This is a genomic window from Methylobacterium goesingense (assembly GCF_022179225.1).
GTDB classification, from domain to species: domain Bacteria; phylum Pseudomonadota; class Alphaproteobacteria; order Rhizobiales; family Beijerinckiaceae; genus Methylobacterium; species Methylobacterium goesingense.
Genome location: NZ_BPQL01000029.1, coordinates 1 through 25,423, shown reverse-complemented (window position 1 = coordinate 25,423; position 25,423 = coordinate 1). Strand labels below are relative to the sequence as shown.

At 63.4% G+C, this 25,423-nt stretch carries 30 protein-coding genes; 11 read left to right on the top strand and 19 right to left on the bottom strand.

Annotated features, from left to right (window positions below; all coding sequences use genetic code 11):
• Positions 1 to 59 precede the first annotated feature (59 nt).
• Entirely contained in the window at positions 60 to 1,589 is a 1,530-nt protein-coding gene (gene crtD / locus MFF30_RS06885; RefSeq protein WP_238278190.1) for a 1-hydroxycarotenoid 3,4-desaturase CrtD, read from the top strand.
• A complete protein-coding gene (locus tag MFF30_RS06880) occupies positions 1,547 to 2,443 on the top strand; it encodes a carotenoid 1,2-hydratase family protein (RefSeq protein WP_238278127.1) in 897 nt (298 codons plus the stop codon). Before crtD ends, MFF30_RS06880 begins: the two co-directional genes overlap by 43 nt.
• A 2-nt stretch (positions 2,444 to 2,445) precedes the next feature.
• Here the strand turns inward: MFF30_RS06880 and ribB are convergent, their stop codons facing one another.
• The 3 genes from ribB to MFF30_RS06865 all read right to left on the bottom strand — a co-directional run bounded on the left by ribB (position 2,446) and on the right by MFF30_RS06865 (position 6,460).
• Positions 2,446 to 3,522 (bottom strand): 3,4-dihydroxy-2-butanone-4-phosphate synthase, encoded by a 1,077-nt coding sequence (gene ribB, locus MFF30_RS06875; protein ID WP_238278125.1) that lies wholly within the window; start codon positions 3,520 to 3,522, stop codon positions 2,446 to 2,448.
• Between the two features lie 51 nt (positions 3,523 to 3,573).
• Positions 3,574 to 4,677 (bottom strand): chorismate synthase, encoded by a 1,104-nt coding sequence (gene aroC / locus MFF30_RS06870; RefSeq protein ID WP_238278123.1) that lies wholly within the window; start codon positions 4,675 to 4,677, stop codon positions 3,574 to 3,576.
• A 976-nt stretch (positions 4,678 to 5,653) separates the two neighbouring features.
• On the bottom strand, positions 5,654 to 6,460 hold the full coding sequence (locus MFF30_RS06865; RefSeq protein ID WP_238278121.1) for an FkbM family methyltransferase: 807 nt from the start codon (positions 6,458 to 6,460) through the stop codon (positions 5,654 to 5,656).
• A 629-nt stretch (positions 6,461 to 7,089) separates the two neighbouring features.
• On the opposite strand from MFF30_RS06865, the gene MFF30_RS06860 reads away from it, so the two are divergent.
• Complete coding sequence (locus MFF30_RS06860; protein ID WP_238278119.1) at positions 7,090 to 8,292, top strand: tyrosine-type recombinase/integrase; 1,203 nt, start codon at positions 7,090 to 7,092, stop codon at positions 8,290 to 8,292.
• Here MFF30_RS06860 and MFF30_RS26160 read toward each other — a convergent pair.
• From MFF30_RS26160 to MFF30_RS06825, 8 genes are all read right to left on the bottom strand, one after another.
• Positions 8,209 to 8,409: a helix-turn-helix transcriptional regulator gene (locus MFF30_RS26160; RefSeq protein ID WP_354465622.1), complete on the bottom strand. Its 201-nt coding sequence runs from the start codon at positions 8,407 to 8,409 to the stop codon at positions 8,209 to 8,211. The two genes, MFF30_RS06860 and MFF30_RS26160, sit on opposite strands and share 84 nt — an antisense overlap.
• A 133-nt stretch (positions 8,410 to 8,542) precedes the next feature.
• Complete coding sequence (locus MFF30_RS06855) at positions 8,543 to 9,286, bottom strand: hypothetical protein (RefSeq protein WP_238278117.1); 744 nt, start codon at positions 9,284 to 9,286, stop codon at positions 8,543 to 8,545.
• The gene (locus tag MFF30_RS06850; RefSeq protein ID WP_238278115.1) at positions 9,273 to 9,539 is read right to left on the bottom strand and encodes a hypothetical protein; all 267 of its coding nucleotides are present in this window, start codon (positions 9,537 to 9,539) and stop codon (positions 9,273 to 9,275) included. Before MFF30_RS06850 ends, MFF30_RS06855 begins: the two co-directional genes overlap by 14 nt.
• Entirely contained in the window at positions 9,536 to 9,988 is a 453-nt protein-coding gene (locus MFF30_RS06845) for a hypothetical protein (protein ID WP_238278113.1), read from the bottom strand. The genes MFF30_RS06850 and MFF30_RS06845 overlap by 4 nt, the downstream gene beginning before the upstream one ends.
• A 4-nt stretch (positions 9,989 to 9,992) precedes the next feature.
• On the bottom strand, positions 9,993 to 11,183 hold the full coding sequence (locus MFF30_RS06840; protein ID WP_238278111.1) for a hypothetical protein: 1,191 nt from the start codon (positions 11,181 to 11,183) through the stop codon (positions 9,993 to 9,995).
• A gap of 275 nt (positions 11,184 to 11,458) precedes the next feature.
• Positions 11,459 to 12,121 (bottom strand): helix-turn-helix transcriptional regulator, encoded by a 663-nt coding sequence (locus tag MFF30_RS06835; RefSeq protein ID WP_238278109.1) that lies wholly within the window; start codon positions 12,119 to 12,121, stop codon positions 11,459 to 11,461.
• 403 nt (positions 12,122 to 12,524) lie between these two features.
• On the bottom strand, positions 12,525 to 12,788 hold the full coding sequence (locus MFF30_RS06830) for a hypothetical protein (RefSeq protein ID WP_238278107.1): 264 nt from the start codon (positions 12,786 to 12,788) through the stop codon (positions 12,525 to 12,527).
• A 51-nt stretch (positions 12,789 to 12,839) separates the two neighbouring features.
• Positions 12,840 to 13,082, bottom strand: coding sequence for a hypothetical protein (locus MFF30_RS06825; protein WP_238278105.1), 243 nt, complete (start codon positions 13,080 to 13,082; stop codon positions 12,840 to 12,842).
• Between MFF30_RS06825 and MFF30_RS06820 the strand changes: the two genes are divergently transcribed.
• The 6 genes from MFF30_RS06820 (at position 13,081) to nusG (ending at position 17,589) form a co-directional block, all read left to right on the top strand.
• On the top strand, positions 13,081 to 13,305 hold the full coding sequence (locus tag MFF30_RS06820) for a hypothetical protein (RefSeq protein ID WP_238278103.1): 225 nt from the start codon (positions 13,081 to 13,083) through the stop codon (positions 13,303 to 13,305). The two genes, MFF30_RS06825 and MFF30_RS06820, sit on opposite strands and share 2 nt — an antisense overlap.
• A gap of 409 nt (positions 13,306 to 13,714) precedes the next feature.
• Complete coding sequence (locus tag MFF30_RS06815; RefSeq protein ID WP_238278102.1) at positions 13,715 to 13,861, top strand: hypothetical protein; 147 nt, start codon at positions 13,715 to 13,717, stop codon at positions 13,859 to 13,861.
• A 107-nt stretch (positions 13,862 to 13,968) separates the two neighbouring features.
• Positions 13,969 to 14,253 (top strand): DUF837 domain-containing protein, encoded by a 285-nt coding sequence (locus MFF30_RS06810; protein WP_238278100.1) that lies wholly within the window; start codon positions 13,969 to 13,971, stop codon positions 14,251 to 14,253.
• The gene (locus MFF30_RS06805; protein ID WP_238278098.1) at positions 14,250 to 15,080 is read left to right on the top strand and encodes a hypothetical protein; all 831 of its coding nucleotides are present in this window, start codon (positions 14,250 to 14,252) and stop codon (positions 15,078 to 15,080) included. Before MFF30_RS06810 ends, MFF30_RS06805 begins: the two co-directional genes overlap by 4 nt.
• 207 nt (positions 15,081 to 15,287) lie before the next feature.
• The gene (locus MFF30_RS06800) at positions 15,288 to 16,829 is read left to right on the top strand and encodes an AAA family ATPase (protein ID WP_238278097.1); all 1,542 of its coding nucleotides are present in this window, start codon (positions 15,288 to 15,290) and stop codon (positions 16,827 to 16,829) included.
• 205 nt (positions 16,830 to 17,034) lie between these two features.
• Entirely contained in the window at positions 17,035 to 17,589 is a 555-nt protein-coding gene (gene nusG, locus MFF30_RS06795; protein WP_238278094.1) for a transcription termination/antitermination protein NusG, read from the top strand.
• Between the two features lie 634 nt (positions 17,590 to 18,223).
• Here nusG and MFF30_RS06790 read toward each other — a convergent pair.
• From MFF30_RS06790 to MFF30_RS06755, 8 genes are all read right to left on the bottom strand, one after another.
• Positions 18,224 to 18,463: a hypothetical protein gene (locus MFF30_RS06790; RefSeq protein ID WP_238278093.1), complete on the bottom strand. Its 240-nt coding sequence runs from the start codon at positions 18,461 to 18,463 to the stop codon at positions 18,224 to 18,226.
• Between the two features lie 112 nt (positions 18,464 to 18,575).
• The gene (locus MFF30_RS06785; protein WP_238278091.1) at positions 18,576 to 19,346 is read right to left on the bottom strand and encodes a hypothetical protein; all 771 of its coding nucleotides are present in this window, start codon (positions 19,344 to 19,346) and stop codon (positions 18,576 to 18,578) included.
• Positions 19,343 to 19,888: a hypothetical protein gene (locus tag MFF30_RS06780; protein ID WP_238278089.1), complete on the bottom strand. Its 546-nt coding sequence runs from the start codon at positions 19,886 to 19,888 to the stop codon at positions 19,343 to 19,345. The genes MFF30_RS06785 and MFF30_RS06780 overlap by 4 nt, the downstream gene beginning before the upstream one ends.
• Before the next feature lie 44 nt (positions 19,889 to 19,932).
• Positions 19,933 to 20,193, bottom strand: a complete 261-nt coding sequence (locus tag MFF30_RS06775) for a hypothetical protein (RefSeq protein WP_238278087.1) — start codon at positions 20,191 to 20,193, stop codon at positions 19,933 to 19,935.
• 75 nt (positions 20,194 to 20,268) lie between these two features.
• Positions 20,269 to 20,541 (bottom strand): hypothetical protein, encoded by a 273-nt coding sequence (locus tag MFF30_RS06770; RefSeq protein ID WP_238278085.1) that lies wholly within the window; start codon positions 20,539 to 20,541, stop codon positions 20,269 to 20,271.
• Positions 20,542 to 20,877: 336 nt separating this feature from the next.
• Positions 20,878 to 21,198, bottom strand: a complete 321-nt coding sequence (locus MFF30_RS06765; RefSeq protein ID WP_238278083.1) for a hypothetical protein — start codon at positions 21,196 to 21,198, stop codon at positions 20,878 to 20,880.
• Positions 21,199 to 21,375: 177 nt separating this feature from the next.
• The gene (locus tag MFF30_RS06760; RefSeq protein ID WP_283205871.1) at positions 21,376 to 21,618 is read right to left on the bottom strand and encodes a DUF6522 family protein; all 243 of its coding nucleotides are present in this window, start codon (positions 21,616 to 21,618) and stop codon (positions 21,376 to 21,378) included.
• Between the two features lie 275 nt (positions 21,619 to 21,893).
• Positions 21,894 to 23,021, bottom strand: a complete 1,128-nt coding sequence (locus MFF30_RS06755) for a hypothetical protein (protein WP_238278081.1) — start codon at positions 23,019 to 23,021, stop codon at positions 21,894 to 21,896.
• 209 nt (positions 23,022 to 23,230) lie between these two features.
• Between MFF30_RS06755 and MFF30_RS06750 the strand changes: the two genes are divergently transcribed.
• Both MFF30_RS06750 and MFF30_RS06745 read left to right on the top strand, forming a co-directional pair.
• Complete coding sequence (locus tag MFF30_RS06750; RefSeq protein WP_238278079.1) at positions 23,231 to 23,875, top strand: hypothetical protein; 645 nt, start codon at positions 23,231 to 23,233, stop codon at positions 23,873 to 23,875.
• Positions 23,876 to 23,909: 34 nt separating this feature from the next.
• Positions 23,910 to 25,423 (top strand): phage terminase large subunit family protein (locus tag MFF30_RS06745; RefSeq protein ID WP_238278077.1); only part of this gene is annotated, 1,514 nt, incomplete at its 3' end.

Genomic DNA, 25,423 nt, shown 5'->3' with positions numbered 1-25,423 from the left:
GAATTTCAGAGTGTCAGTATTAGTTGACAATCGTCAAGGCAGTTCCGCGTGCCGGAGATATAGCGTTGAAGGTCGTTATCGTTGGTGCCGGGATCGGAGGCCTCACGGCTGCCCTACGGCTCGCCCATGCGGGTCTCGACGTCACGGTGCTGGAGCAGGCGCACGGTCCAGGCGGCAAGATGCGCAGCGTTCCTGTGGGCGTCAGCGCGGTAGAGGCCGGGCCCACGGTCTTTACTATGCGTTGGGTCTTCGACGAACTTTTCGCGGAGTGCGGAGCCGAACTTGCCGCCCATGTCGGACTCGAACCAGCTGCGATCCTGGCCCGCCATACTTGGCGGCCGGGCGAGACGCTTGATCTCATGGCCGAGCCGGAGGCCTCCGAGGCCGCGATCGCGACGTTCGCTGGGGCACGCGAGCGGGACGGGTACCGTCGCTTCCGCGCTCGAGCAGCAGAGGTCTACGCCACCCTTGAGGGGCCGTTCATCCGTGGCGAGCGCCCGAGTCCCGTCGACCTGACCCGGCGCGCTGGCCTCTCGGGTCTTGGCGATCTCTGGAGAATCCAGCCCTTCACAAGCCTGTGGAGCGCACTCGGCGATTACTTCGCCGATTCACGCCTGCGTCAGCTCTTCGGGCGCTACGCGACCTATTGCGGCTCCTCGCCCTTCGCAGCACCCGCCACCCTGATGCTTGTCGCGCATGTGGAGAGCCAGGGGGTATGGCACGTAACGGGGGGCCTCAGCCGCTTAGCTCACGCCGTGGCGCACCTAGCCGGCGAGCGCGGCGCCCGCTTCCGTTATGCCACGCCCGCCCGGCGCATCGCCGTCTCGGGGGGACGCGTGGTCGGGGTCGACCTTACTGACGGCGAGCGAGTTCCCGCCGACGCGGTGATCTGCAACGCCGACGTCGCGGGCCTCGCCGAGGGCTTGCTCGGTCGCGAGGCTGCCCGGGGGGCGGACGCGGTCCCGGCCTCCGAGCGCTCCCTCTCAGCGGTGACGCTCTGCCTTTCGGCCCGGGCCCAGGGCTTCCCGCTCGCCCGCCATACCGTGTTCTTCTCGGCCGATTACGCCGCCGAGTTCGCACAGATCGCTCGGGGCACCCTGCCTGACGACCCCACGATCTACGTCTGCGCCCAGGACCGAAGCGACGCCGCCCCGCATCCTCACGGCTCGGAGCGCTTGCTCTGCCTCGCCAACGCCCCGGCCCGCCCGTTCAGCCCCTCGGAGATCGAGACATGCGTGACCACGATGCGGCGGCGCCTGAGCGCGAGCGGCCTGACCTTGGCGGACACGGCGGAGCCGGTGACGACCCAGCCGGAGGATTTCGCCCGGTTGTTTCCGGGCTCGGCGGGGGCGCTCTACGGGCGGGCCTCCCATGGCTGGATGGCCTCGTTCAAGCGACCGGGGGCGCGCACGAAGATCCCGGGCCTGTATCTGGCAGGGGGGAGCGTGCATCCGGGTCCGGGGGTGCCGATGGCGGCGCAATCCGGGCGGATCGCGGCGGACAGTCTGATGCACGACCGCAGCCGCGCCCGCGCTTCGATACGCGGGTGGATCGCGACGGCTACGTCTGGTGGTACGTCGACGCCCTGAGCGCGGACGGACGCCAGGGGCTGACCATCATCGCCTTCATCGGCAGCGTGTTCTCTCCCTACTATGCCTGGGACCCGACGCGCGATCCGTTCAACCATTGCGCCGTCAACGTGGTGCTGTACGGCGAACGGGCCAACCGCTTCTGCATGACCGAGCGCGGGCGTGCCGCCCTGGACCGGGAGGCGGACCACATCCGAATTGGGCCAAGCGGCATCGACTGGGACGGGACAACCCTGACGATCCGCCTCGACGAGGTGACGGCGCCGATTCCCAACCAGGTTCGGGGCACGGTGCGGCTCAAGCCCCCCGGCTTCACGCCGGGCCCTCATAGCCTCGACGCGGACGGCCGCCACCGCTGGTGGCCGATGGCACCGAGTTCGCCCGTCGAGGTGGCGCTGTCCGAGCCCGGCATCAACTGGCGCGGCACGGCCTACTTTGACACGAACCACGGCGACACCGCCCTGGAGGCCGCCTTCACGGACTGGACCTGGTGCCGGGCAGACCTGCAGGACGGGGCTGCGATCCTTTACGATGTGCACCGCCGGGACGGGACCGCCCAGGCCCTCACGCTCTGCTTCGCTTCGGACGGAACCCCGCGCGAGATCACGCCGCCGCGCCGCGCCGCCCTGCCCCCGACCCGCTTCTGGCGAATGCCCCGCCACACGCGCAGCGACGACGGCCAAGCCGAAATCCTGAGAACCTTCGAGGACACCCCATTTTACGCGCGCTCGCACCTCGCCGCGACCCTGCGCGGAGAATCGGTGCGGCCGGTGCACGAGAGCCTCTCGCTAACTCGGTTCAGCAACCCCTTGGTGCGCCTGATGCTACCCTTCCGAATGCCGCGCCGGGTCTGAACTTAGCCCTCCAGACGCTGGTCGCCCAGGAACTCGATGCCGAAGCCCGATAGCCCCACATAGGCGCGCGACGACGTCGCGAGGTTACGGATCGAGGAAACGCCGAGGTCGCGCAGGATCTGGGCGCCGAGCCCGACCTCGCGCCATTGGGCGACACGCTGGGCCTCCGAGCCCTCCTCGGCGATGGGCTTCACGGGCACGCCCGCGGTCCCGTCACGCAGGTAGACGAGGACGCCACGGCCTTCCTGCGCAAACCGGCGCATCACCGCCTCGATCTGACGGCCGCCCTCGATGACGTCGGCCACCACATTGGAGCGGTGCAGGCGCACCAGCACGTCCCGCCCATCACCGATGCGGCCGTGGACGAAGGCGAATTGCTGCACGGTCTCGAAAGGCGTGGTGTAGGCGTAGCCCGTCATCTCGCCGAACTCAGTCCGAACCGGGAAGGTGCAGACTCGCTCCACCAAGGTCTCACGGGCCTGCCGGAAGGCGATGAGGTCCGCCACCGAGACGCGCTTGAGATTGTGCTCCTCGGCGAAGGCCGTGATCTGCGGCCCCTTCATCACTGTGCCGTCGTCGTTGGCGAGTTCGCAGATCACGCCCACGGGAGGCAGGCCCGCGAGCTTGCAGAGATCCACCGCCGCCTCGGTGTGGCCCGAGCGCATGAGAACACCGCCGTCCTTGGCGATGAGGGGGAAGACGTGGCCAGGGCGCACGAAATCGTCCTCGCCCATGTTACCATTGGCGAGCGCCCGCACGGTGTTGCAACGTTGCTCGGCCGAGATGCCGGTGGTGAGCCCGTGCTTGACGTCCACCGTGACCGTGAAGGCGGTGCCGAGGGGTGCGTCGTTCGATGCCACCATGGGATCAAGGCGCAGGCGCCGCGCCTCGGCACGGGTCAGGGGCGCGCAGACGATGCCGCAGGTATTGCGGATGATGAAGGCCATCTTCTCCGGTGTGCAGAGGGAGGCTGCGACGACAAGGTCGCCCTCATTCTCGCGGTCGTCGTCATCGGTGACAACGACAATCTCGCCGCGGGCATAGGCCTCAATGGCTTGCGTGACGTGGGTGTGGGGCACGGGCTGTCTCTCAACGTTCGCGAATCGGGTCGGCGGCGGGCGCAGGCGGGATCAAACGCGGGCGCCGGTCTGCCCTCGATGGCGCAGATAGTGATCGGCGAGGACGCACGCCATCATGGCCTCGGCCACCGGCACGGCGCGGATGCCGACGCAGGGGTCGTGGCGCCCCTTGGTGATAAGGTCGACGTCCCGGTTGTCTCGCGTGACACTCATGCGGGGGGTCAAGATCGACGAGGTCGGCTTCACAGCGAAGCGGCAGATGACCGGCTGGCCTGTGGAGATGCCGCCGAGTACGCCACCTGCGTGGTTGGCCAGGAAGATCGGAGCGCCTCCATTGCCCGAGCGCATCTCGTCGGCGTTTTCCTCGCCCCGCAGCGCGGCCGATGCGAAACCGTCGCCGATCTCGACGCCCTTCACGGCGTTGATTGACATCATCGCCGCTGCGAGATCCGCGTCGAGCTTGCCATAGATCGGTGCGCCGAGGCCTGGAGGCACGCCCTCGGCCACGACCTCGATCACCGCGCCCACCGACGAGCCATCCTTTCGAATGCCATCGAGATAATCCTCGTAGAGGCGCGCGGCCTCTGGATCCGGGCAGAAGAACGGGTTGGCGTTGACCGCCTCCCAGTCCCAGCGTGACCGGTCGATGGCATGCGGCCCCATCTGCACAAGGGCAGCTCGGACGGTGACGCCGGCGGGCAGCACCCTGCGCGCGACCGCGCCGGCGGCGACACGGGCGGCGGTCTCACGGGCCGAGGAGCGGCCGCCACCGCGATAGTCGCGGATGCCGTACTTGGCATCGTAGGCGTAGTCGGCATGGCCCGGCCGGTAGCTGTCGCGGATTTCTGAATAATCCTTTGAGCGTTGATCGGTGTTCTCGATCTCCAAGGCGATCGGCGTGCCGGTCGTCAGCTGGACGCCGCCGGTCCGGTCGTCGGCGAAGACCCCGGAGAGAATGCGGACCTGGTCGGGCTCCCGCCGCTGGGTGGTGAAGCGCGACTGGCCGGGTTTGCGCCGGTCCAGTTCCGCTTGGATGTTCTCAGCCGAGAGGGCCAACCCGGGCGGGCAGCCATCGACGATGCAGCCGAGGGCGACCCCGTGGCTCTCGCCGAAAGTGGTGACGCGAAACAGATGTCCGAATGTATTGTGCGACATGGCGACCTCGCTCTAGCGCGGGTTTGCCCCGAGGGCCAGGGCGGGCAGCCCGGAGCGGGGTGGTGTGAGGCGCTCTCGCCCGCGTGGCAAGAGCGCCAAAGACATGCTCGGACGCCTGGATCCAGCAGCGTGATTTGCCGAGCTATCCCCCAGATGCGGGATGCATGCGCAGGGGCACCCGCTACACAATCCTTATCCCCGAGGGATCAGGATCTTTCTCACCCGCCCGGCAAAAGCTGTGGCGGGTTTTTCTTGGAATCACTGACCCATCCGCTTTGAACCGCGTCGGCGTCACAAGCGATCAACTCGGTCACCGATTGATCCCGTACCTCAAAGGAATCGACCGAAAGTCATCGGCCGCCGCGCCAACCTGAAACGGTGCAAGACGACAGAAGTCCGATCAGATCTCCGGTGAGCCGAGGAAAACAGCAGCAATCTAGCCGCATCGACGAAAATCGAGGGACCAGTCCATTTTCCGCAGCTGATTGGAGACATCGAAAATCTTCTCTCGCCTTTTCCGACTACCCAAATTTTAAAATATAATTGCTGATGCCGTCTCTTCGCGACCTGTTACCTGCCAACCCCATCCCTGTGACGACGGTCACAGAAGCCGAAGTCGGCTCGCGGCATACGGACCGAGGCGATTACGTCATTGAACATTAGGAGGAACACCACCCGTGAGCGTCCGACTCATGTAAAATCGCTAAGTGCGACCGGCACCGATGCAGATTTCTCAAACTCGAAGGCAGGAGGAAACGCATCGCGGTCACTTTCGTACCGCCGCATCCGGAGTATTAACGGAGCTCTCGCGCCCGGCTGAGAATGTTTACCACCCGCATCCTTTCGCCAGCCCGGGTCCGGCTGGGGTAGAGGTTTCGCCGCTGAAGGCAGTCGGACCATGGACGCATGAGGAGAGGTCTCGCTCCCCTATGTTTCATTCAGGCTGACAACGTTCTCACGCCAGCCCCGACGAGACTCACTTCAGTCTGACGGCATCGATCAGATCAGGCCTCGATGAATGTACCGCCACATAATTCGGAGGCCCCTGAAAGTTTTCGTTCCGCGGGTTGTACCCCATGAAGTCGACACCCTTTGGCATTACAGGCCCAAGACGAAATCCATGTCCCTCCAATATTTTCCAGAAATCTATTAGTAAAAATTTACTGTATATATTTATCATACCGAACTCAAATTGAATAATAGATACTTTATTGCCACGCAACATTTCAAAAAATCCGAGCAGAACTAGATTTTCAGCACCCTCCACATCCATCTTGAGAAAATCGATCGACTTGATATCGTTTGCTCGGCAATACTCATCGCCGCACCGGATTTCCACGCGCCGGGTAGTCCAGTGTCCCTTGTTAATGTCAGTACCCTCTATGAGGGAAGAAAGACCGTCCTTCTTCGGATTATAGTTTATCTCAATAGTGCCAGATCGATCGGCGAGACCAAAATTATTGATAATAACCCTGTCAGACCTCACGTTGCTTATGAACTTGGCATGCGTCTCAGGGACGATTTCAAAGGCATGCACTCGTGCCTTTAGAAATTTGGTCAGGCAAGCATTTGTATACTCGCCCTTATTGGCGCCGACATCGAAAATTGTCTTTACGTCGAAGCGCGCCAACTTGTCCAGAAGGTAGAACTCACCGTTTGTCCTCATGTCGTGATTCACGTTCGTGTAGCTCTTGGTGTATAAATTTGCCGCCTGATGCAAAGCCAACGAAACCGGACCAAGATTTTGCGAAACCAACCGAAGCATGTATTTCAGGGCACCCATAACCGAAATCTCCGGTGAATTCTGGCGATTATCTGCGAAGACCTTCGCTGAATATCATTACCTGCTTGAACGTACGTACTGCCCATTCCGATGATCGGCACTAGTTGATCTTGATATCTAGAGGTTCAGATCTTCACACTCGGGCCTTGAAAGCGGAGCTCCAAGCCATGGTCAAGGAAGCGTCGCTCCAGGTGTCGGAAGTTTGCTCCCCGATGCGCGAAAGCAATCCTACGCGCATCCACGACATCAGTCCGACCGCTGCACAACCGGAGTCGGCGAACGCAAAATGATCAGGGTGCTACCGACGACGCCCAAAGCGAGAAAAGCCGAAACGACTAGAAAAAACCAACGGGGCACGGCGCCTACTATTAGTTGACGTATCGGAGTGGGCAGTCAGCAGTGCCGATGCTTACTTCGAAACGTGGTGGGCGGTGACGGGCTCGAACCGCCGACCCTCTCCGTGTAAAACAGATGCCCCGGGGAGGAAGACCACTATCCCGCGCTTACCAGCGGCGCAAGTCCCTTGAGAACGCGAGCAATTTCGCAGATACCATCTCCGTCATGCGCACGGCGCGCCGTGGCGGGCGCTCCATCTGCTTACTACCTGCTTACCGGACGCTTACTGGCCCATGCGCCTGACGAACCAATCGGCGGCTGCCCTGAAAGTACCCGAGGGCAAGGCCTACGTCATCGTGTTCGACGACGATCTGGCCGGGTTCGGGGTCCGGGCCAACGCGGGCGGCTCGCGGGTGTGGGTCGTGCAGTACCGCAATGCGCTCGGGCAGACCAAGCGGGAGACGCTGGGCAAGGTCGGGCTGCTGCCCGCGGCCGACGCGCGCCGCGCCGCATCTGAGCGCTTGGCCCGGGTCCGCTTGGGAGGCGACCCCAGCGCCGAGCGCGAGGCTGAGAGAAAGCGTGCCGCCATCACGGTGGGGCTGAAAATCGAGTCCTATCTTGATGCGCACCGGCCCCGCGTGCGCGCCAAGGGCCACGGCGAATCGACCTACTACATGCAGAAGATCTGGACGCCGCTGCACCGCACCCCCGTCGATGGCGTCACCCGCGCCCAAGTGTCGGCCCGGCTGAACGAGATCGTCAAGACTTCGGGGCCACACGCAGCGAACCGCGCGCGCACCACGCTCTCATCGTTCTACGCCTGGCTGATTGCGGAGGGGGTGGCCGAGTCGAACCCGGTCGTCGGCACCCGCAAGCCGCACCGGGAGGAGAGCCGGCAGCGCGTGCTCAAGCCGGAGGAGATCAAGGCCATCCTGGGCGCCCTCCCCGTCGGCGACTTCGGGCGGATCGTGCGCCTACTCCTGCTCACCGCCCAGCGCCGTGACGAGGTGGCCGACATGCCGTGGGCCGAACTTGATCTCGCCACCGGGCTCTGGAGCCTGCCGCGCGAGCGGACGAAGAACGGGTTGTCGCACGATGTGCCCCTGTCCCGGCCGGCGCTCGCGATCCTGGCCGGCGCGCCGCGGATCGAAGGACGGGGTCTGGTGTTCGGCAGCGGCGCTGGCGGATTCCAGGGCTTCACCCGGGCGAAGGCCGCGCTCGACCGGGCATCCGGGGTGAAGGACTGGCGGCTGCACGATCTGCGTCGGACGGCCGCCACGGGGATGGGCGACCTCGGGGTGCTGCCTCATGTGGTCGAGGCCGTGCTGAACCACATCTCAGGGACGAAGGCCGGCGTCGCCGGCGTCTACAATTATGCCCTCTACAACCCGGAGAAGCGGGCCGCTCTCGACCTATGGGCTCGCCACCTTGCGGGTCTCGATCCAGGCATCGAGCTCGCCGCGGCGAACGCCGAAGCACCGCTCGCTCAGCTGTAGCAGGGGCGGCCCCTTCCCCTTCCGGCACATCTGGCGAAGGGTCGTCGCCGACACCCCGAGCTCCCTCGCCACCTCAGGGAATCGAACGACGAAGCGCGTCGGATCGGCCTGCTGCATCGTCCTGCTCCTATGGCTCTCGGTGATGCTATGGAGTGAGCGGAGACCGCCGGCATGCGAGGAGGCGTCATCCACGCAAGCGTCACGGGGCTCGACACGAAAGCGATTGTCCGGCGCCTGGAGGAGTTTTGCGCTAGGCACAACGCACCTCGCTTCGTTCCACCCTCGCGGGTCCGGGGCCCGGATTCGCGCACCACATCGGGTTCTCTCCCGGCTGGCCGAACAGGTCCGGGAAGAGGTCGTGGATCAGCGGGGTGAGTTCGTTGAGGCGTCGGTTCGAGGCTGACCATGCCGCTCCACGGATCTGCTCGTGTTCCTCTGTGTCGTCGGGGAACGGCCGATCCTCGGGCTGCCCGCCGACCACGCAGGCGTCGCCGTGGATGAACTCCTGGAGAATCATATCCAGCACGACGAGACCGATCTGATCGCGCGCTGTGGGAGGGAGGCGTGACCAAGCCGAGCCGAGTTCGAGTGGGGTCGGGACCCTCACGTTCCCCGCGCACGGAGGCTCGAAAGCCGTTATCCGACTCACGGAGCCATGTGCTTGAAACGATTGGCTTTCCACCTGATCCAAACGCCTTAACGGCCATTCGGAATCACACCCCTCCAGCGATCGCACGATGTGGAGGAAACTCTCCTCCGCTCCTGCCTCCCCCCAGCGGCAGTAGTGGGCGGCGAGGGCCTGTAGCCCGCCCATCGTCGCCGGCACGATCTGCGTCAGGTCGCGCCGGACGGCGGCTGCCTGATCGCAGTCGGCGTTGCAGCGGCGCATGGCCGTCTCGTCACTCTCGTCGAGGTTGGAGCACGCCGTGACGTGCTCCTGCTCCGCCGTGTTGACGCGATCGAGCACGGCGAAGATCGGATCAGGCGTGCTCATCCTCATCCCCCCGGTCTCTCAGTCGGACGACCAGCATGTGCAGGAGGGCACCGCACTCGTCGCGCTTGTAGTGGCGGCACGCCTTGGTGAAGGCGGCGCCGGGATTGAACCTCCCGGCCCTGTTGGTGCTGGCGCGAAGGGTTTCCTCGGCCTTACGTCTCACAGCGGGGTCTTCGAGGAGCCGGTCGAGCTTCTCGACGAACCACGTCCGGCCGGTGGCGTCCGTGTACGGGAGGATGCTGAGCGTGCTCATGCGTCCGGTCCTCTCCCATCCGCGAACAGCCCCGGCTGCTTCTGTTGAGCCCGGGCCCACACCTCCGTGCACGCCTCGTGACCGAGGAGTTCGTAGGCGGCGTGGACGAAGGCCTGCCGCTTGGCGTCGACCTTCGAGGACACGGCGGCCTGGCTCGCACCGAGCGCCAACGAACGCTCGGCACGGCGCAGAACCCCGATGCGTTCCTGGAGGAGCGGACGGCTGCGGCGCTTCCGCTTCAGCGCAATCTCGGCACGGGTGCGCCAGGACGGATCGTCTGTCTCTCGCCCGAAGGCGAACTGCCCCTCGATGGCCAAGATCGCCTCGTCGATCTCGGCCAGGATGGCTTGCCCATGAGCGCTGGTCTCAATGGCATCGAGGGTGATCTCGCTGCCATCCTGGAGGAGGATGGTGGTGACGCCCCGGATAGGAGCAGAGGGGATGTTCATCGGCTCACCCCCATGTCCGGGCGATTTCGGCCAGCAAGGCAGGATCTTGAATGCGTCCCTCGCACGCGATCTCCTGCTGGATACGCAGTACGAGCTGATTGTCGCGCTCCCAATCGTTGATCGCAGGACGGTTCGCAATTTCAGTTGCGATGCGATCCATGAGGAAGCCGGCGCGAACGTCCTCGAACTCCGCACGGCTGCCGTAGTGCGATCGAACGACGAAACCCTGGGTCGAGTGGCTGGCCACTGCGACGGGCTCACACATCGCCGCGCCCCACAATTCGCGCGCCGCTCTGAGCTTGTCATAGAGGGCGCCCAACTCGCTGATGCCCATCCCTGAGACCCCCAGCGCCTCGGCTTCCGCCTTGGCGAGCGCGAAGACGGAGTCGGCTTTCGCGTTCTCGGTGCCGTCGCACAGCAGAGGGCTCTGAGCGATCAGGCGCGAGATCGCCTGTTCGTCGTCATCGCAAATAGAGCACTCCAACGCATCGGCGTAATCGACGGCGAACCGAGTCAGTTCGCGGCATCCGACCGCCGTCAGGGGAACCGTCTGGAGAATCGTCGCATCGACGTAGGCCCAAAGGGCACGGCCGGCCTCACCCCATTCGGGACGCGGCTCAACGGTGTTTGGGTCCTGCTCGTATATGTGGTGTGCATCGAGGTAGGCGCGCAGAAGGCGCCGGCCTTCCTTGATCACGGTGAGGATCGGGTCGCCCTTTGTGACTCCGACGTGGTCTGCGAGCCCCCCGAGCGTCAAAACCTCCCCTAAGATGACCCGCATCAATTGGAAGTCGTCGCTCGAATCCTTCTCCACCGGATGAAACCGGTCGAGGTCAGCCAGCATCAGATACGCCTTGCCAGCAAGGTCCCGCAGGCCGGCTGAGGGCGTTTCGATTGCGCGCCGGAACACCCCGTTCCAGCGGGCCATCTCCGCGATACCCTGCTCTTCGGTCAGCGAGCCCGTGTTCGCATCCCAATGATTCAGGCGGGCCACCTGCTCAATGCAGGCATCCGCGAGATCGGGAACGTCGTCCTGTGACCGTGCCGCGGACATCGGCTCGGAGGCCGTCGCTCGCGTCGGGGCCTGAAGCAGGTTGGTGATCGCCGCATCCAGCGCAGGCTCGCCATCCGTTCGGGTGTCGACCTCATGCACTGCGGACATGCGGGTGCTATCAAGGCAATTGCCCTGTTCCATGGTTTCAGCTCCTGAGTTCGGGGAAGGCCCTCGCTGGTGTTGCAGCACTGGCGGGGGCCGCTTGTGTCGAGTGGCGCGCCGCGCTCACCCGAGACCTGTCAGATGTTCGATATGCTTCCGGACAGGGCTTCGGTGCTGACGCGCAACCGCTCAGGCATTATATCCACGATAGAAATCGAACCGGACATTGAAGCGCCTCGCGCTAAGCGACGTCACGCGTACATAGCCAAACTGGCTATATCGACGTCAACAGATAATTAGCCGTTCAGGCTATGTCAGGCCTTTTTCTGCCTCGGTCGTCCGGATCGCTGGTCCCATACGGGCGGGTTATACAAGGCCATCGTAACCGGACGCACACCTTCAATCTTGATGTCCCTCAGAGGCGCACTGCCGGGGATATTGAGATCAAAGCCACTTTTGCGGCCATTCACAACAAAACCTAAAACACTATTGAGCTTATCGGTATTCTCTATAGGCATTGATACGAGGCATAAGCGGTCAATAAACAAGTCTATTTCCGTTGGATCGACATAAGTCACCTGTACAAGATCGTTCGTTTGAAAGAACGGAAATAATGCGTTATTTTCAATAATGAACCAATCTTTTAATGGGGACTGCGCGGTTTCCACCTCAATCATGTATGCTTGATGATCAAGATTTCCAGCTTCGTCTTTATAGTAGAATGCCCTGCCACCTTCAATTATGACGCCATCAACAAATACAGTATTAGGGGCAAATCTAGTCCTAAATACATCAAATTCTCCGACGCCGAGCGCGTGACCAATTCGCTCTGCCCATTCGAAGCTGAGCGGCAGCTTTCCTCTTTCTAGCTTTGAGATCGTAATCCAGTGCGCGCCCACGGCATCAGCGAGCGCCTGCTGAGTCATACCTCGCAGCTTACGCAGTTCTGCAATCCGGTTTGGGCTCGTATCAGACATATAAGCCGTATGCGCTTGGGAGATTTTGACGTCTATAGCGCCTGAGGCTATTTAGCCTATTGCGCTTAGTTAGCCCATTCGGCTATGGTGCTGGTATGAGCGCTCCAACCCTACCGACCCAATGGCGGACTAGCCAAAACATGTCTCTCCGGGAGTGCGCCTTGGGATTGGGTCTAGGGGGTCAAAACCCAGCAAGAACGCTACAACGGTGGGAGAGAGGCCAGCGTCCCGTACCAGTCGAAATTATAGCTCTTGTTGAAGTGATCAGTAACGGCTCTGTGGGCGCAGCAGCCTGGGCAAAAGCACGTAATTCTTTTCGTGCATCTCAAAAGCGAACAGCCTCCTATTCCACGGTGTGGAAATGATTCTAGCTGCAAGCGCATCGCTGATCATGCCCCGGGTACTATTCCAAGGCGATCCGCCACGCTTTCGTCTGCTCGGCAAGAGCGGCGAAGGCCCGGTTCAACTCACTCATGCCCATCGGTACGATCTCCAGGGTCGTCACCACCTCCGCGTCGATCGTGACGGTGATGTTCACGATACAGCTGCCCCGGGTGCAGTCGAACGCGATGTCGTAGAGTTTGTCGCCGATGGACGGGCAGATCGTCCGCTCGATGCCATCCAACTCGATCTCGAACAGGTCCTCGTCCGGCGCGTCGGCCATCATCGTCTCCTCGTCGGGATGTCGAAATCTTCAGATGGGCATAGCCGGGACCCTTCAGCCTTCCAGGCGCATCATCGCGTTCGCGATGGCGCCAAGCAGGGCGGCCGCCGGCCCGCTCCGGGGCGTACGGGCCTGCTCGTAGAGGCGGTTCGCCAGCCGCTCCCGCGCGGCCGCGCGATCCTGCGCCGGCAGCACCGCGATCAGGTCGACGCACAGCACCGCCAGAGCGTCGCCCAAGGTCGGCAGCGCGGCCGCGCCGCCGTCTTCATTTCCGCCGGCCGGAGGTAGCCCGCCCATGCTGCTCAAGGACTGGATGCGCACGAGCGAGATCGACGATGCCGGCCTGGCCGAGCGCATCGGCGACATCTCCGTGTTCGGCGTCCGCAAGCTCCGGTTCCGCCAGAGGGGCCCGTCTATCCGGGTCGCCGCCCGGATCGAGGAGATCTCCGGCGGTATGGTCCGCGCCCCGGACCTCGAGCCGGTGAAGCCGGCCCGCGCCGTCGCGGAGGCGTCTTCGTGATCGCCTCCGATCCTTTTTTCCAGGGCTCGGCCCTGCCGTACGCGCTCGCCCGCCAGAGCACCGCGCACGTCAGGTCCGACCTTGTCCGTTCCACCGTTCAGGGACTGCACACTCAACCTCCTCGTCACGCCCATCACTGTGGCGAGGGAGCGTTGGGAGATGTCCCAAAAGTCTTGGGAGAGGTCGTTGACCGCTCTGTTTCTTGAGGCAGCCGAAGGGCTGCGCGAGCTTGCCCGGCCGGTCGGGGCGGACGACCGCGTCAAGACCCAGATCGGGCGTGCCGCCCGCCGGGCCGGTCTGTCCTACTGGCGCGCCTTTGACCTCTGGTACCGCAAGGCCCGGCGTGTCGAGGCCATTGAGATAGAAGCTATCCGCGCGGCACGCGCAGCCCGCAGCCGGGAGAGTTCAGATGAGTTGGCGTGCCTCGCGGCAGATTTCGAAGCGCTTGCGGAACGCGTGTCCCGTCTGGCTGCGCGACCCGGTGGGCCGGATGCTGATGCGCTTCGGGCTCTCGCTAGCCGCTCTCGGCGTCTGGCTCAGGGAGAGTGACGAGTGATCCCGCTGACCCACGCGCAGCCGCCGCCCTGATCCGGCCCTAGCGCTCCACCGCCATCCGACATCCCCGCCTGAACACGGCGCTCCCGAACCCCGGAGCTTTGGCCGATGCCCCTTACTGTCTCCAATTCCTCGACGTCCCCGCCCATCGTCGAGCGGGTGAAGGCGTACCGGTCCTGCTTGTTCGACCGGTGGGTGGAGGCCAAGCGCTTCGCCCAGACCAGCGACGACCTCGCCGACCATCAGGCCGCGGTGGATGCCTACACGGCCTTCATGCGGGCCCACTTGGCCTCGGACGAGCGCACCCACCTCGACCTCGAGGACGAGATCGCCCGGCTGACTGTCGAGAACAGCCGTCTCAAGGCCCGCGTACGTGGAGGAGGACCGGCATGAGCCGCATACGATCAATTCATCCCGGTCTCTTCACCGATGAGGCGTTCGTCTCGCTATCGGCGCCGGCACAGGTCCTGTGGATCGGCCTTTGGTGCGAGGCTGACGATCAGGGCGTCTTCGAATGGAAGCCGCTCACGCTGAAGATGCGCCTCATGCCGGCCTCAACCGAGAGCGTCGAGCCCCTGCTTCAGGAGCTTCTGGATGCCGGCTGCATCTGTCGCTTCGAGGAGGGCAGGCCCTACGGCGTCGTCCGCAACTTCGTGAAGCACCAGCGTCCGAAGTCGCCGAAGGTCGTCCACCCTCTGCCGGAATCCCACCGGAACTACGCCGGCTTTAACGGCGACGGATCGCGTCCTGACGCCACCACTGGGAGGAAGCGGTTCGCATCGAGTTCCGAACCAGTTCCGGCTGAGTTCGGAACTGGTTCTGAATGCGGCTCTCAGATGGAGGATGTAGGATGTAGGATGAAGGGGAAGGGTGGAGAGCAGATACCTGAGCCTCTTCCTGAAAAAACTGAGCCCGTAACTCGCACCGCCGCTTCGCGATCGGTGCCCGAGACGAGCCGGTATTTTTTCGAGGCTGGCGTCATTCGGCTGAACGAGGTCGATTTCCGGAAGTGGGAGACGGCGTTCCCGAGCGTCAGCCTGCGAGCCGAGTTGACCGGGCTTGCCGGCTGGGCGGCCGATCAGCCGAACTGGTTCTTCGCCGTACCCGGCGCCCTGGCCAAGCGGGATCGGGAGGCGCGGCTCGCGGTCGAGCGCATCAAGGCCGAGGCCATCGCCAATGCCAACGCGCCCAAGCCGAAGGCCTGCGGCTACGTGCCGTGAGATCGGTCGATGAGATCCTGCGCGAACTCGGGATCGTCCTGCGATCCACCTCGCCCGGCCGGCACTACGCGATCTGCCCGAACTGCGCGGTCCACGCCAAGCACGCCGCCAACCGCCGACGCCGTTCCCTGGGCGTCACGATCGACGCCGGTGGCGTCGGGTTTCGATGCCTCAACTGCGACCTGAGCGGCGGAAAGTTCTTCGACAATGCACCTCAATCCCAAGGCCGTGGCGTGGCTGGAAAGCCGGTCCATCGAGAGCGAGACCGCATCACGTTTGGGGATCTACAGCGCCAAGCACGTCCAGGGTGGCGACCCGGCTCCTGACATCGCCGGCACGATCCTGGTGTTCCCGTACATCGACGGCGGCGAGGAGGTGAACGCCAAGTACCGGGTTCGCGACGCGAAGGGCGGCAAGCGGTTCTGGCAGCGGGCCGGGGCTCGCAAGACGTTCTTCAACGCCGACGTTCTCGACGATCCGGCCTTGCACTCCGGGCAGGCTCCAGCCGTGATCACCGAAGGCGAATTGGACACGATCGCGGCCATCCAGGCCGGTTTTCCGTTCGCTGTCTCGGTCCCTGACGGTGCGCCGCCGGCCCGTGACGAGGCCGGCAATCTCGTCGCCGTGCCGGACAACGCCGACGACGTGGTGCCCGAGCACGACGACAAGTACCGCTACGTTTCGAACAACTGGGAGCGCCTGAAGCGGATTCGCCGGTTCGTCCTGGCGACCGATGGTGACGAGCCCGGCAGCCGCCTCAGCTTGGAGCTCGCCCGTCGCCTTGGTCGCTCCCGCTGCGCCATGGTGAGCTACCCGCCCGAACCGTGCGTGCCCGACGCGGACGGGGTCCTGAGGCCGGCCAAGGATCTGAACGAGGTGCTCCACTACTTCGGAGCCGACGCCGTCCTCGCCTGCATCCGGGATGCCAAGCCTTTCCCCGTGAAGGGTCTCTACAAGCTCTCGGACTTCCCGGAGCGACCACCGCTCCAGGCACTCACCACCGGCTTTCCGCCGCTCGACCTGCACATGCGGCTCTATCGAGGCGCCTTCGTCGTCGTCAGCGGCCTGCCCGGCGGGGGCAAGACCGCCCTCATGACCCAAATCGCCATGAACATGGCTCGTGGCCACGGTTGGCGCATCGCCATCGCCTCCTTCGAGATGCACGTCCGGCCGATCCTGGAAAACATGCTGATCGGCTTCCTCCTGCAGAAGCCCCGGTCCCTCTGGACCAAGCCGGAATGCGACGGCTGCCGGCGCTTCATTGACGAGCACTTCGTCTTCATCGCCCTGGCCCCGGAGGACGACGAGACCGAGGCCGACGTGCAGTGGGTCATTGATAGGGCAGCCGACGCCGTGGTGCGCGAGGGCATCTCGATGCTGCTCCTCGATCCCTGGAACGAGGTCGAGCACAAACGCCGGCCTGGCGAGAACGTGGCCGACTACACCAATCGGGCCATCCGCCTGCTGAAGCGCTTCGCCCACTCCTACGACGTCTGCACGATCGTCGTGGCTCATCCCACGAAGGCGGCCGGCCTCTCGGTCAAGGCCGGCGAGCCGATGTCCCTCTACGACATCGCCGACGGCGCCACATGGGCCAACAAGGCCGAGATCGGCGTCGTGATTCACCGCGCCTCGCCGCACGACCGCATCGCCAACGTCGGCATCCGGAAGGTCAAATTCCACGAGACTGGCAAGATCGGCGACGTCTCGCTGATGTTCGACGACGAGCTGCTGGCCTTCGTGCCGTGACCCTGCCCTCCACCCTCATCCAGTCGCCAGCCGAGGATCACCGATGAGCAGCCGAGCCAAGGGCAAGCGTCAACGCGATAGAGAGCGGAGGCAGCGTCGGGAACAGCGCAGGTCGGAGCGTCGGGGGCTTCCAGCCGGCCTGAGTGCCAATGCCTCGCCGAACGTCGCTACAAGTGCCAAGAGCGCTGCGGACCCGGTCTGCGGCGTGGCCTCCCTGACGATCGATCCGAGCCTGCTCTGGTACATTGCCCGGACGAAGCCACGGATGGGCGAGCGGGCCCTCCAGGCCCTCCAGGCCGCCCAGGTCGTCACCTATCAGCCCCGCACCTCGGAGGTGGTCGTGCGCCGCGGCCGCCGCGTGATCCGCCGGACAGCCATGCTCCTCCGCATCGTCTTCATCGGTGTCGCTGATGCCGACCACCTCGACGAAGCCAAGGCTGCTCCCGGCGTCGCCGATCTCGTCTGCTACCCGGTCGAGGACGCCAGCACGGAGGGCAACATCGCGGGTCCCGTCCTCAAGCCGGCCCGCCTCGACGCCGAGGGCTTGCAGCAGTTCGTCGACGTCCTGGCACGCGGCGAGATCGTCGAGCCAGTCGGCATCAAGGTCGGTCAGAGCGTCGTCGTGCGGGAGGGCCCATTCGCGAGCTTCCCAGCCGTGGTCGAAGCGATCCTGCCGAACGACCGTCTGCGGGTCGCCGTCAGCCTGTTCGGGCGTCCCTCGCCGGTTGAGATGGGGATGGCCGATGTGCAGATGCTGTAGGCGACGCGATCAGCGAAGCGCCTCGCACCATTCCGAACGAGGGAGGTCGGAGGCACCGTTCTCAGGAGTGGGCCTCTTGGGAAACGCCATGTGGCACCACCCTCATCACAATTCGTACAGTTGGGATGCAAGAAAAGAAGTATTAATGCTCCGACATGTAAGGCCTTGGATGCTATCTTAGACAAATCTGATATTTGGTATACAACATGTTTGCTTGGGTTCCTTCAAGATTTAAGCGATTCACCCTTCATGTCGGTAAAAACAAAAAGCCGCCTTCGTCCGTTCGCTCACACGCATCAAAGCTAAGGGTGGGGCGAAATATACTTGACTGCGAAGTTGTCGGCGAAATTAGCAGCAAAACACTAGTGAAAGTCGCTTCAAAGCTTCCAGATAAGATGCCGCCAAGGGTAGAGTTAAAATTTGGCGACGATAGAACTTATCGGTGGATGTCGGTGAGATGGTGCCACAATGGCCAAATTAGTGTTCAGCCAATAACCGCATGGGCCGTAAGCCAAAAGTAGATAGTGGCAGGCGGATGCCAGCTGCCGATTTTCCGGCACGAGCGAGCCCAACACCCTGGCGGTCTATGGACCTGTCTCGCCGGGTATCGAGGATGCTCTACCGTTCTAGGGAGCTACGAGAGGCGGTTGGACTGCGTCTCGTCCGACACCGGTTGGCGAACGCTCCGCTCGATCCGCTTTAGCAGCTGGATGGCACGGCCAAGGGCGAGCATCACGAACCCACCGATCGTGCCGCCAAGCGCTGGCCCCAAGTAGACGCCGCCTTCCGTTGCGGGTGCACCGGATGACGCGAGGAAGAAGAAAATGCCGAACGCGATGTGCAGCGCGCCGGCGATGTATAGGGTGAGCTTCACGTGATCCCCGCTTGCCTTCGGAACGTCCATCGCGAGGGCGCGCCACCCTGGCAGCTTCGAGAATGTCCCGCCAGGGGTGGAGGATGCGCTGCCGTTCTAGGCGCCCGATAGATCAGGCGGCTATGGCCTGAACCGCCTGATCGTATTCTACCAAGCGAGAGGTTGCGCCGAGCACACTCAGGTTCGGGGTTTTTTCGCGATCAAGCAAAACCGCGAACCTACGGAAGCCCTCATCTTCTGGAAGTCGACTGATATCAAAGTACTTAGCAAGGACTGAGTTTGCCGAATTTGCATTGGCAGCAACAAGATCAACGAGCGCCGAGCGTCCAGAGGTGATGATCATTGCATCGACCTCCCACTCTTCGGTGGCGCCCCGAATGCTCGGCGCGCGAATCACTTTCTCAACGCCGAACTGGCGGTCAAACCGCACAAGCAGCTCGTCCAGCCGCCCTTCAATTTTGCGGTTCGCCAGTCGGAGCGCTGTGGTCTCGACGGCGGTCTTTGAGGCGTTTGCCACCACGATGGCCGCCGTCAGCAGCGCATCGCGAGGAACCTCGATGTCGAAAATGAGGTCGCTGTCGAAGCGGATGTCGTTGGCCTCTGCGAGGTCGCGAGCGACACGCTGAAAAACGCGGGAACCGCCCATCATGTCGGCCTCGCGCGCGCCATGCCCGCCATCTGTCACGAAGAAGCTGCCGCTATCTTCCCGCAAGGTGAGAACAACCCTTGAGCCGCCTGGATAGAGCAGCGGCGTAACGATAGCAGGTGCCTCGGCCGACTCTCGCGAATATGCAAGCGAACGAGCAACCTCGTCAGCGATGGCGCTGATGCTCCTCGGCGTCACAATGGTCGGGTTGACGGCCAACCCGAGAAGCGAAGTCATAATAGGCTCTCCTGGGTTGGCGGTGGGTGAAGGGTCGTTAGCCCATCGACATTGAACGCGCGCTCTACGACTTGCAAGAAATCCCGCAAATGGTCCGGCTCGGTGTGCAGTGGCACGGCTTGCGGGAGATTGCCGAAAGGATCGAACGCTTTCCGGCCCAGCGTGGCGTTATCGGAAAATTGATGGACGTGCGATCCGTTGATCTCCGAGGGGCCGCCGAAGCGCCGCCAGTGCTTGTTGATATGAGGTGCCGCAGGGCGGACGTCGACCCGGCAGATGCAGACCGATTTTCCCTCGTAAGCGACGCTTAGGATGGCTGACATATCCTCCATGGGACGGTAGCGCCACATCATGAGGCAGACCTCGGCCCCTTCTATGGAAGCGCCGGACTTGTCCATTAGCTGAACGTGCAGGCGGCACCGCTCAGTCTCGTGCGAGACGAACCTTGATCGTCCAGCCTTGGCAGCGGCCCGTTTGCCCTCGACAAAGACGCGCGGCGTTTGCCAGTCCGGCCAGTTGAAGACGCCCTTCGATTCGTTCAACAGGGACGCCCACTCATTCAATGGATAGCCGAGCGGGCCTCCTGTCACTGCACCGATCCACCCTCAGGGGCCTGGAGCATGCGGAGGGCTTCTCCAACCGTTTGATGCAGGTCGGATAGGGCCTGGTGGCTCATTGGAACGCCAATGCGCTGATCCTCGACGGTCGTAAAAACGATGATGGCCATGCTCTCACCCATCATCAGTCCGGGGGATGGCATGGCCATCGGTGCGAGAAAGTCGCCTTTCTCCGGCTCGGGGAACAGATCCTCAGCCTCTGACGGCTGGTAGGGCTTCTGATCCGCCATTTCAGATGCCTATGAGTTCGGGATAGGGAATGACGCAGTGGACGCGCGCGACTTTCGCGTCGTCGAGCCCGGGGGTCACTGTATGATCTCATCAGCAGGCTTCAGCCCACGCAGCGCTTCGCCCAGTACTTGGTAGAGGGTCGACAGCGCCTCGTGCCCCAGCGGCACGCCAAAGCGATCACCTTCGACGGTTTTCAGGATCAGGATTCCCACATCCTCCCCCATGAGAATGCCGGCTTTAGCTTCGCACAGGGGGAACATGAAGGGGCCTTCGCCGTCGAACTCGACCTGCTCGGCTGCCTCCAGGGCGAAGAACTGCTCCTGCTCGGAGCTGTGATCGTCAGCCATACCCGGTGCCCTGCTCCCCGACGCCACAGGTCAGAAAGGTGCCCTGATAGGGCACTCGCCGCAATAGCCAAATCTGCAGGATGTCAATAACGACGCTCTGAACGGCTCAAAGGCGTTGCGCATGTCGACCGAGTATTGTAGTTGTTCAGTGACCCTGTAGGCGCTGTACTCTCCCCTAGCGGGATTGAGGTTAAGCCTCTACGGAGACGGGTGAAACCGCCTCTCCACTTTGAAGGCTGGTTCAGTAAGTTGTACCCCAAGAGGGCACTGCTTGAGCCAGCGTATCTCTTGATACCATTGATGGCGCCCCTCAAACTTGAGGGACGCCTCTATGTTCTAGTAGTAGCTGCGCCGGCCGTATCCACGGTCGTGTCCATAACCATGACCGCGTCCCCGACCGAAGCCGAACTCACGGCCACCAAAGCGCGGTCCGAAGTGACGACCGCCACCGTAGCCACGACGTCCGTATCCACCGCCATAACCGCGGCGCCCGTATCCACCGCCACCATATCCGCCGTAGCCGTACTGGACGTTCTCTACTGTGCTCGTGGCTTCAGGCATCGTCACAGCACCGAGCGGTGCTGCTGACGACGGTGCCGGTGCCATGAACAAACCGGCAGCCAACAGGCCAGCACCGAGCGTGAGTGTCTTGAACATAGGGTTGCTCCTCGCAGACCTACCCGTTCAGGCAGTCCGCCCATGCACTCTAGAAGCCACAGTCTGAACGGCGCCCGCGTCAGTACGTGCGCGCCGGTCAGCCCTTGGCAAAGACGGGTCAGATCGCTTCTCCACGATGGAGGCCCGTGCCTCGAACGCGAGATCGCTCGCGCGGGGTTACAGCATCTTCTCGCTAATCAGGGCTCCGGCATCATCGAAGATGCCCTCCCAGGATGACCCGGCGACACGTATCGTCACCCGGGATGAGCCGAGATCCTTATCGGAGCCTCGTTCGATGCGGCTAGTCACGAGCCCTAGGCGCATTTTTTGGCGCATGACGCCAGGATTGATCATGAGCCTGGAGTGGAGTTGCTCTGGATCAATCATCCAGTCGCCATTCTTGGTTCGCTCTAGACGCATAGGGTGGCCCTGATCAGCTTGGCAGCAGATGCGGAGCTGAATGCGACGCTAGCACAGTCCTATATAATCGCCGCGCTATATACCTCTTCGGCTGCATAAGCCGCACTTTGCATTGCAAAGCGATCAGGCAAAGGTTCGGGGCCAAAGTCCCTCCCTTCACATCGCCACCGCCTTGTACCGGACGATCCCGCAGGAGTTCAGCAGATCCACCCGCTTGTGGGCTTCATTCGCGCAACATGATCTGCAATTCTGAGCGGAGCCGATCGGAAGCTAATCTAAGGAAGCGGACGTAGGCGGATACCGTAACGCTTGCCGTTGATGTTGATGACTGCTTCCATTTCTCCTCCCGGTGCTTCTTGCACGCGCACACCTGTGATTTGAATCGTCTGAGCCGCAGGTACTGACGTATCATACCCTATGCCTCCCAAGCTCACGCCTTCTGCCGTTTGCCATTGCAAGGAGTGGGTCGCGTTCAGCGCGATCGCCGCGCCATTACCTGCCGCCTGAACGGCATGGAGGTCGATAACAGGTGATGAGAACTTACCCGTCCCAACGATGAAAGAGCGAGCGTTGACACTGCTTGCATTAATGACATTGCCGTAGTCGCCTTCGAAGAGACCACCGTCGTAGAAGCGGGCGTTTGGGGCAGTTTTAACGTACCAACCCTGCGCAGCCTCAGTTGGGGTCTTCTCGTTGCCAGGCAGAATGTTGAGCGGAATAAAAAGGCCTGCTCGCTTCCTGTGAACGTCTGTACCTGTTGCGATAATGGCGTTCTCGCCCGCCAGTGACCCGTGCATCGGGTTTGACAGGCCGTGCGTCTCCTTCACCTCGGCCGCATAGCCCCAACCTGGTGCGCTGTTGATTTTGTTCTGATTTATGTAAAGCGACGCCCCGGTGTGGCCGAAGAACGGATCGCCGGGTTTCATCTCAGAGTAATTTTCGGTGAGTGCGACAAAGCTGAAGTGCCCGTACTTCGTTCCAGCAAGCACTCGGGACGTCACCGAGACACCGTTTCCCACACCGCTGCCGCCATTGATCGTACCCGGACGGGTGTTGACCTGAACATCAAGAAGCCCTTGCGCCTCGCCCGGCTGGTGATCTTTCGTGATGAGTATCCGGGTTTGAAAGGGCCTCCACGCAACCCCTGGGATGCTACTGCCCAAGTCCGCTTTGTCGGCCTTAGCCGCCACACCGTCCGCAAGAGCCCGTAGGGTTTCCGTTGCGCCGTCTCCTCGCTTGACGCTTAGCAGCGAAGCGTCGCCGGTCGAGCCGGGCTGCGTAATCGTCAACGTCTCAAGAGTGATTGGCCCGCCGCGCACCGGAGGGTTCGTCGCGTCCAGTGAGAAAACCGAGACTGGGGTAAGGGCGGCAAAACATCCGGAGATCCATACAGTCGCTCGCATCAGGTATCCTACGCTGTCAGGTAAGGGGCTCGGCTATCTTCGGTCTGAGTCCAGATGTCGACATCCTACTTATCGATCCAGATTTTGTTTTGATCAGCTGACCGGCAGGGACCCTAGGCCTTCGAACCCTATACGGGTGGTCGGGGCCCCCAATGTTCCTAGCGCCAGGGCCCCAAAACCCGGTAACAGGGTAACAGGTAACAGCGCCTATGGCCGAAACGACCGGGGCTAAATTCCTAAGCCAAGCCGACTTCGCCCGCCGTCGCGGAGTGTCCCGGAAGACGGTAACTGGCTGGAAGCAAAAGGGTATTCTCGTCACCGACGAGGCTGGCCGGATCGACGTCGAGGCCACCGAATGGGCCCTCGACCAGCGCCCGGCGAACTATCGGGGCGGTGTTACCCATCGCCCGGTACGAGCCGTACCGGGTAACAGGCCAGCGCCAGAGCCAAAGGCGCCCGCCAAGCCGAAGCCGGACACCTGGCAGACGATCAGCGAGGCGATGCCCAGGCCCGGCGCGGTGCCGGTCGAGGGTGAGGACGACGGGGCGGGCCTCGACCCGACGAACCTGCCCCTCCCGCTGGCCATCCGCCGGAAGGAGAACTTCCTCGGCCTGCAGCGCAAGCAGGAGGTCGAGAAGAACGAGGGCAAGCTGGTCGACCGCGAGGCCGCCGAGAAACTGTTCTTCGACCAGGCGCGCGATGTCCGCGACGCGTGGCTGTCCTGGCCCGCCCGGGTCGCCATCCCGATGGCCGATGAGTTGAAGGTCGACCCCCGCGCGCTGACGGCGATCCTGAACGCCTATGTCAAACAGCACCTCTCCGAGCTCGGCGATCCTGAAGCCGACTTCGGCTGACACGGGGAGCCTGCTCCGGTCCTGGCGGAAGGGGATGACCCCGACCCGAGACTTCAACGTGGTCGAGTGGGCAGAGGAGTTCCGGCGCCTCAGCAAGGAATCCTCGAACGGAGGACGCTTCGTCACCTCCCGGGTCGAGGTCGCCCGCGGCCCGATGCTGGCGGCGACGGAGCCGGGGGTGGCCACCATCACCCTGATGGCCTGCACGCAGCTGCTGAAGACGACCGTCATCGAGAACATCCTCGGGCGGTTCATCCACATCGACCCGTGCCCCATCCTCGTGGTGCAGCCGAAGGACGACGCAGCCGAGACGTTCTCGAAGGACCGGCTGGCCCCGATGATCCGGGACTCGAAGGCCCTTCGGGACATCTTCGGCGACCTGAAGTCCCGGGACGCCGGCGCTACGCTGACGCACAAGCAGTTCCCCGGCGGGCACATCACCCTCGTGGGCTCGAACAGCCCGACCAACCTCGCGATGCGGCCGATCCGGCTGCTCTGCTGCGACGAGATCGACAAATACCCGCTCTCGGCCGGCGGTGAAGGCTCGCCCATCGACCTCGCCGAGGAGCGGCAGGCCGAGTTCAAGGCGAACAGCCTTTCGGTGCGGGCCTGCTCCCCGACGATCGCAGGCCGCAGCGCCATCGAGGCCTCCTACGAGGAGAGCGACCAGCGAAAGGCCTTCGTCGAGTGCCAGGGCTGCCACGGCTGGCACCCGCTCGAATGGGAGCAGGTTCGCTTCGACAAGGATGAGGCCGGCAAGATCCGGCCCGAGACCGCGCGCTACGAATGCGTGGCCTGCGAGCACCCGATGACGGAGCCCCAGCGGCTCGTCGCGCTGCGCAAGGTGGAGTGGCGCCAGACCCGGCCGTTTACCTGCTGCGGCGAAAATCAGACTCCGGAACGCTGGGCGCCAGAGGCGCACGGCGTCGCCCTGGCCCTGTGCATCCACTGCGGCGCGGAGGCGGTGCCGAACGACCATGCGGGCTTCCAGGCGTCCAAGCTCTACGCCCCGAAGCAGACCATCCGCGAGACGGTGGCGAAGTTCGCCCGCGCGCTGAGACGAGGTCCGGAGGCGTTGAGGACGTTCTTCAACACCCAGCTGGCGCGGACATGGAAAGAGGGGGCCGACGCGCCGGAGTGGCAGGACGTCTACGCGCGGAAGGATCGGTATCGCAGCGGCACCGTGCCGGCAAGCGGCCTCATCCTCTTCGGCGGCGTCGACGTCCAGAAAGACCGCCTCGAGGCGAGCGTCTGGGCCTTCGGGCGCAACCGGGAGCGTTGGCTGGTCGAGCACCGGGTGCTCCCCGGTGACACGGTTCGGGCCCAGGTCTGGAAAGACCTCGAGGCCATGTTCGACGAGACATGGGAGCACGAGAGCGGCGCCGACATGCGCGTTCGCGATTGGGGCGTGGATTCCAGCGGCTTCACCGCCGAGGTCTACGCCTTCGTCCGGACCCAGGCCGGGCGCGCCGTTCACGCGGTCGACGGCCAGGACAGCTACGCGGCGGCATTCCTTGGCGCCCACGCCGAGGAATGCCGCCGCGTAGC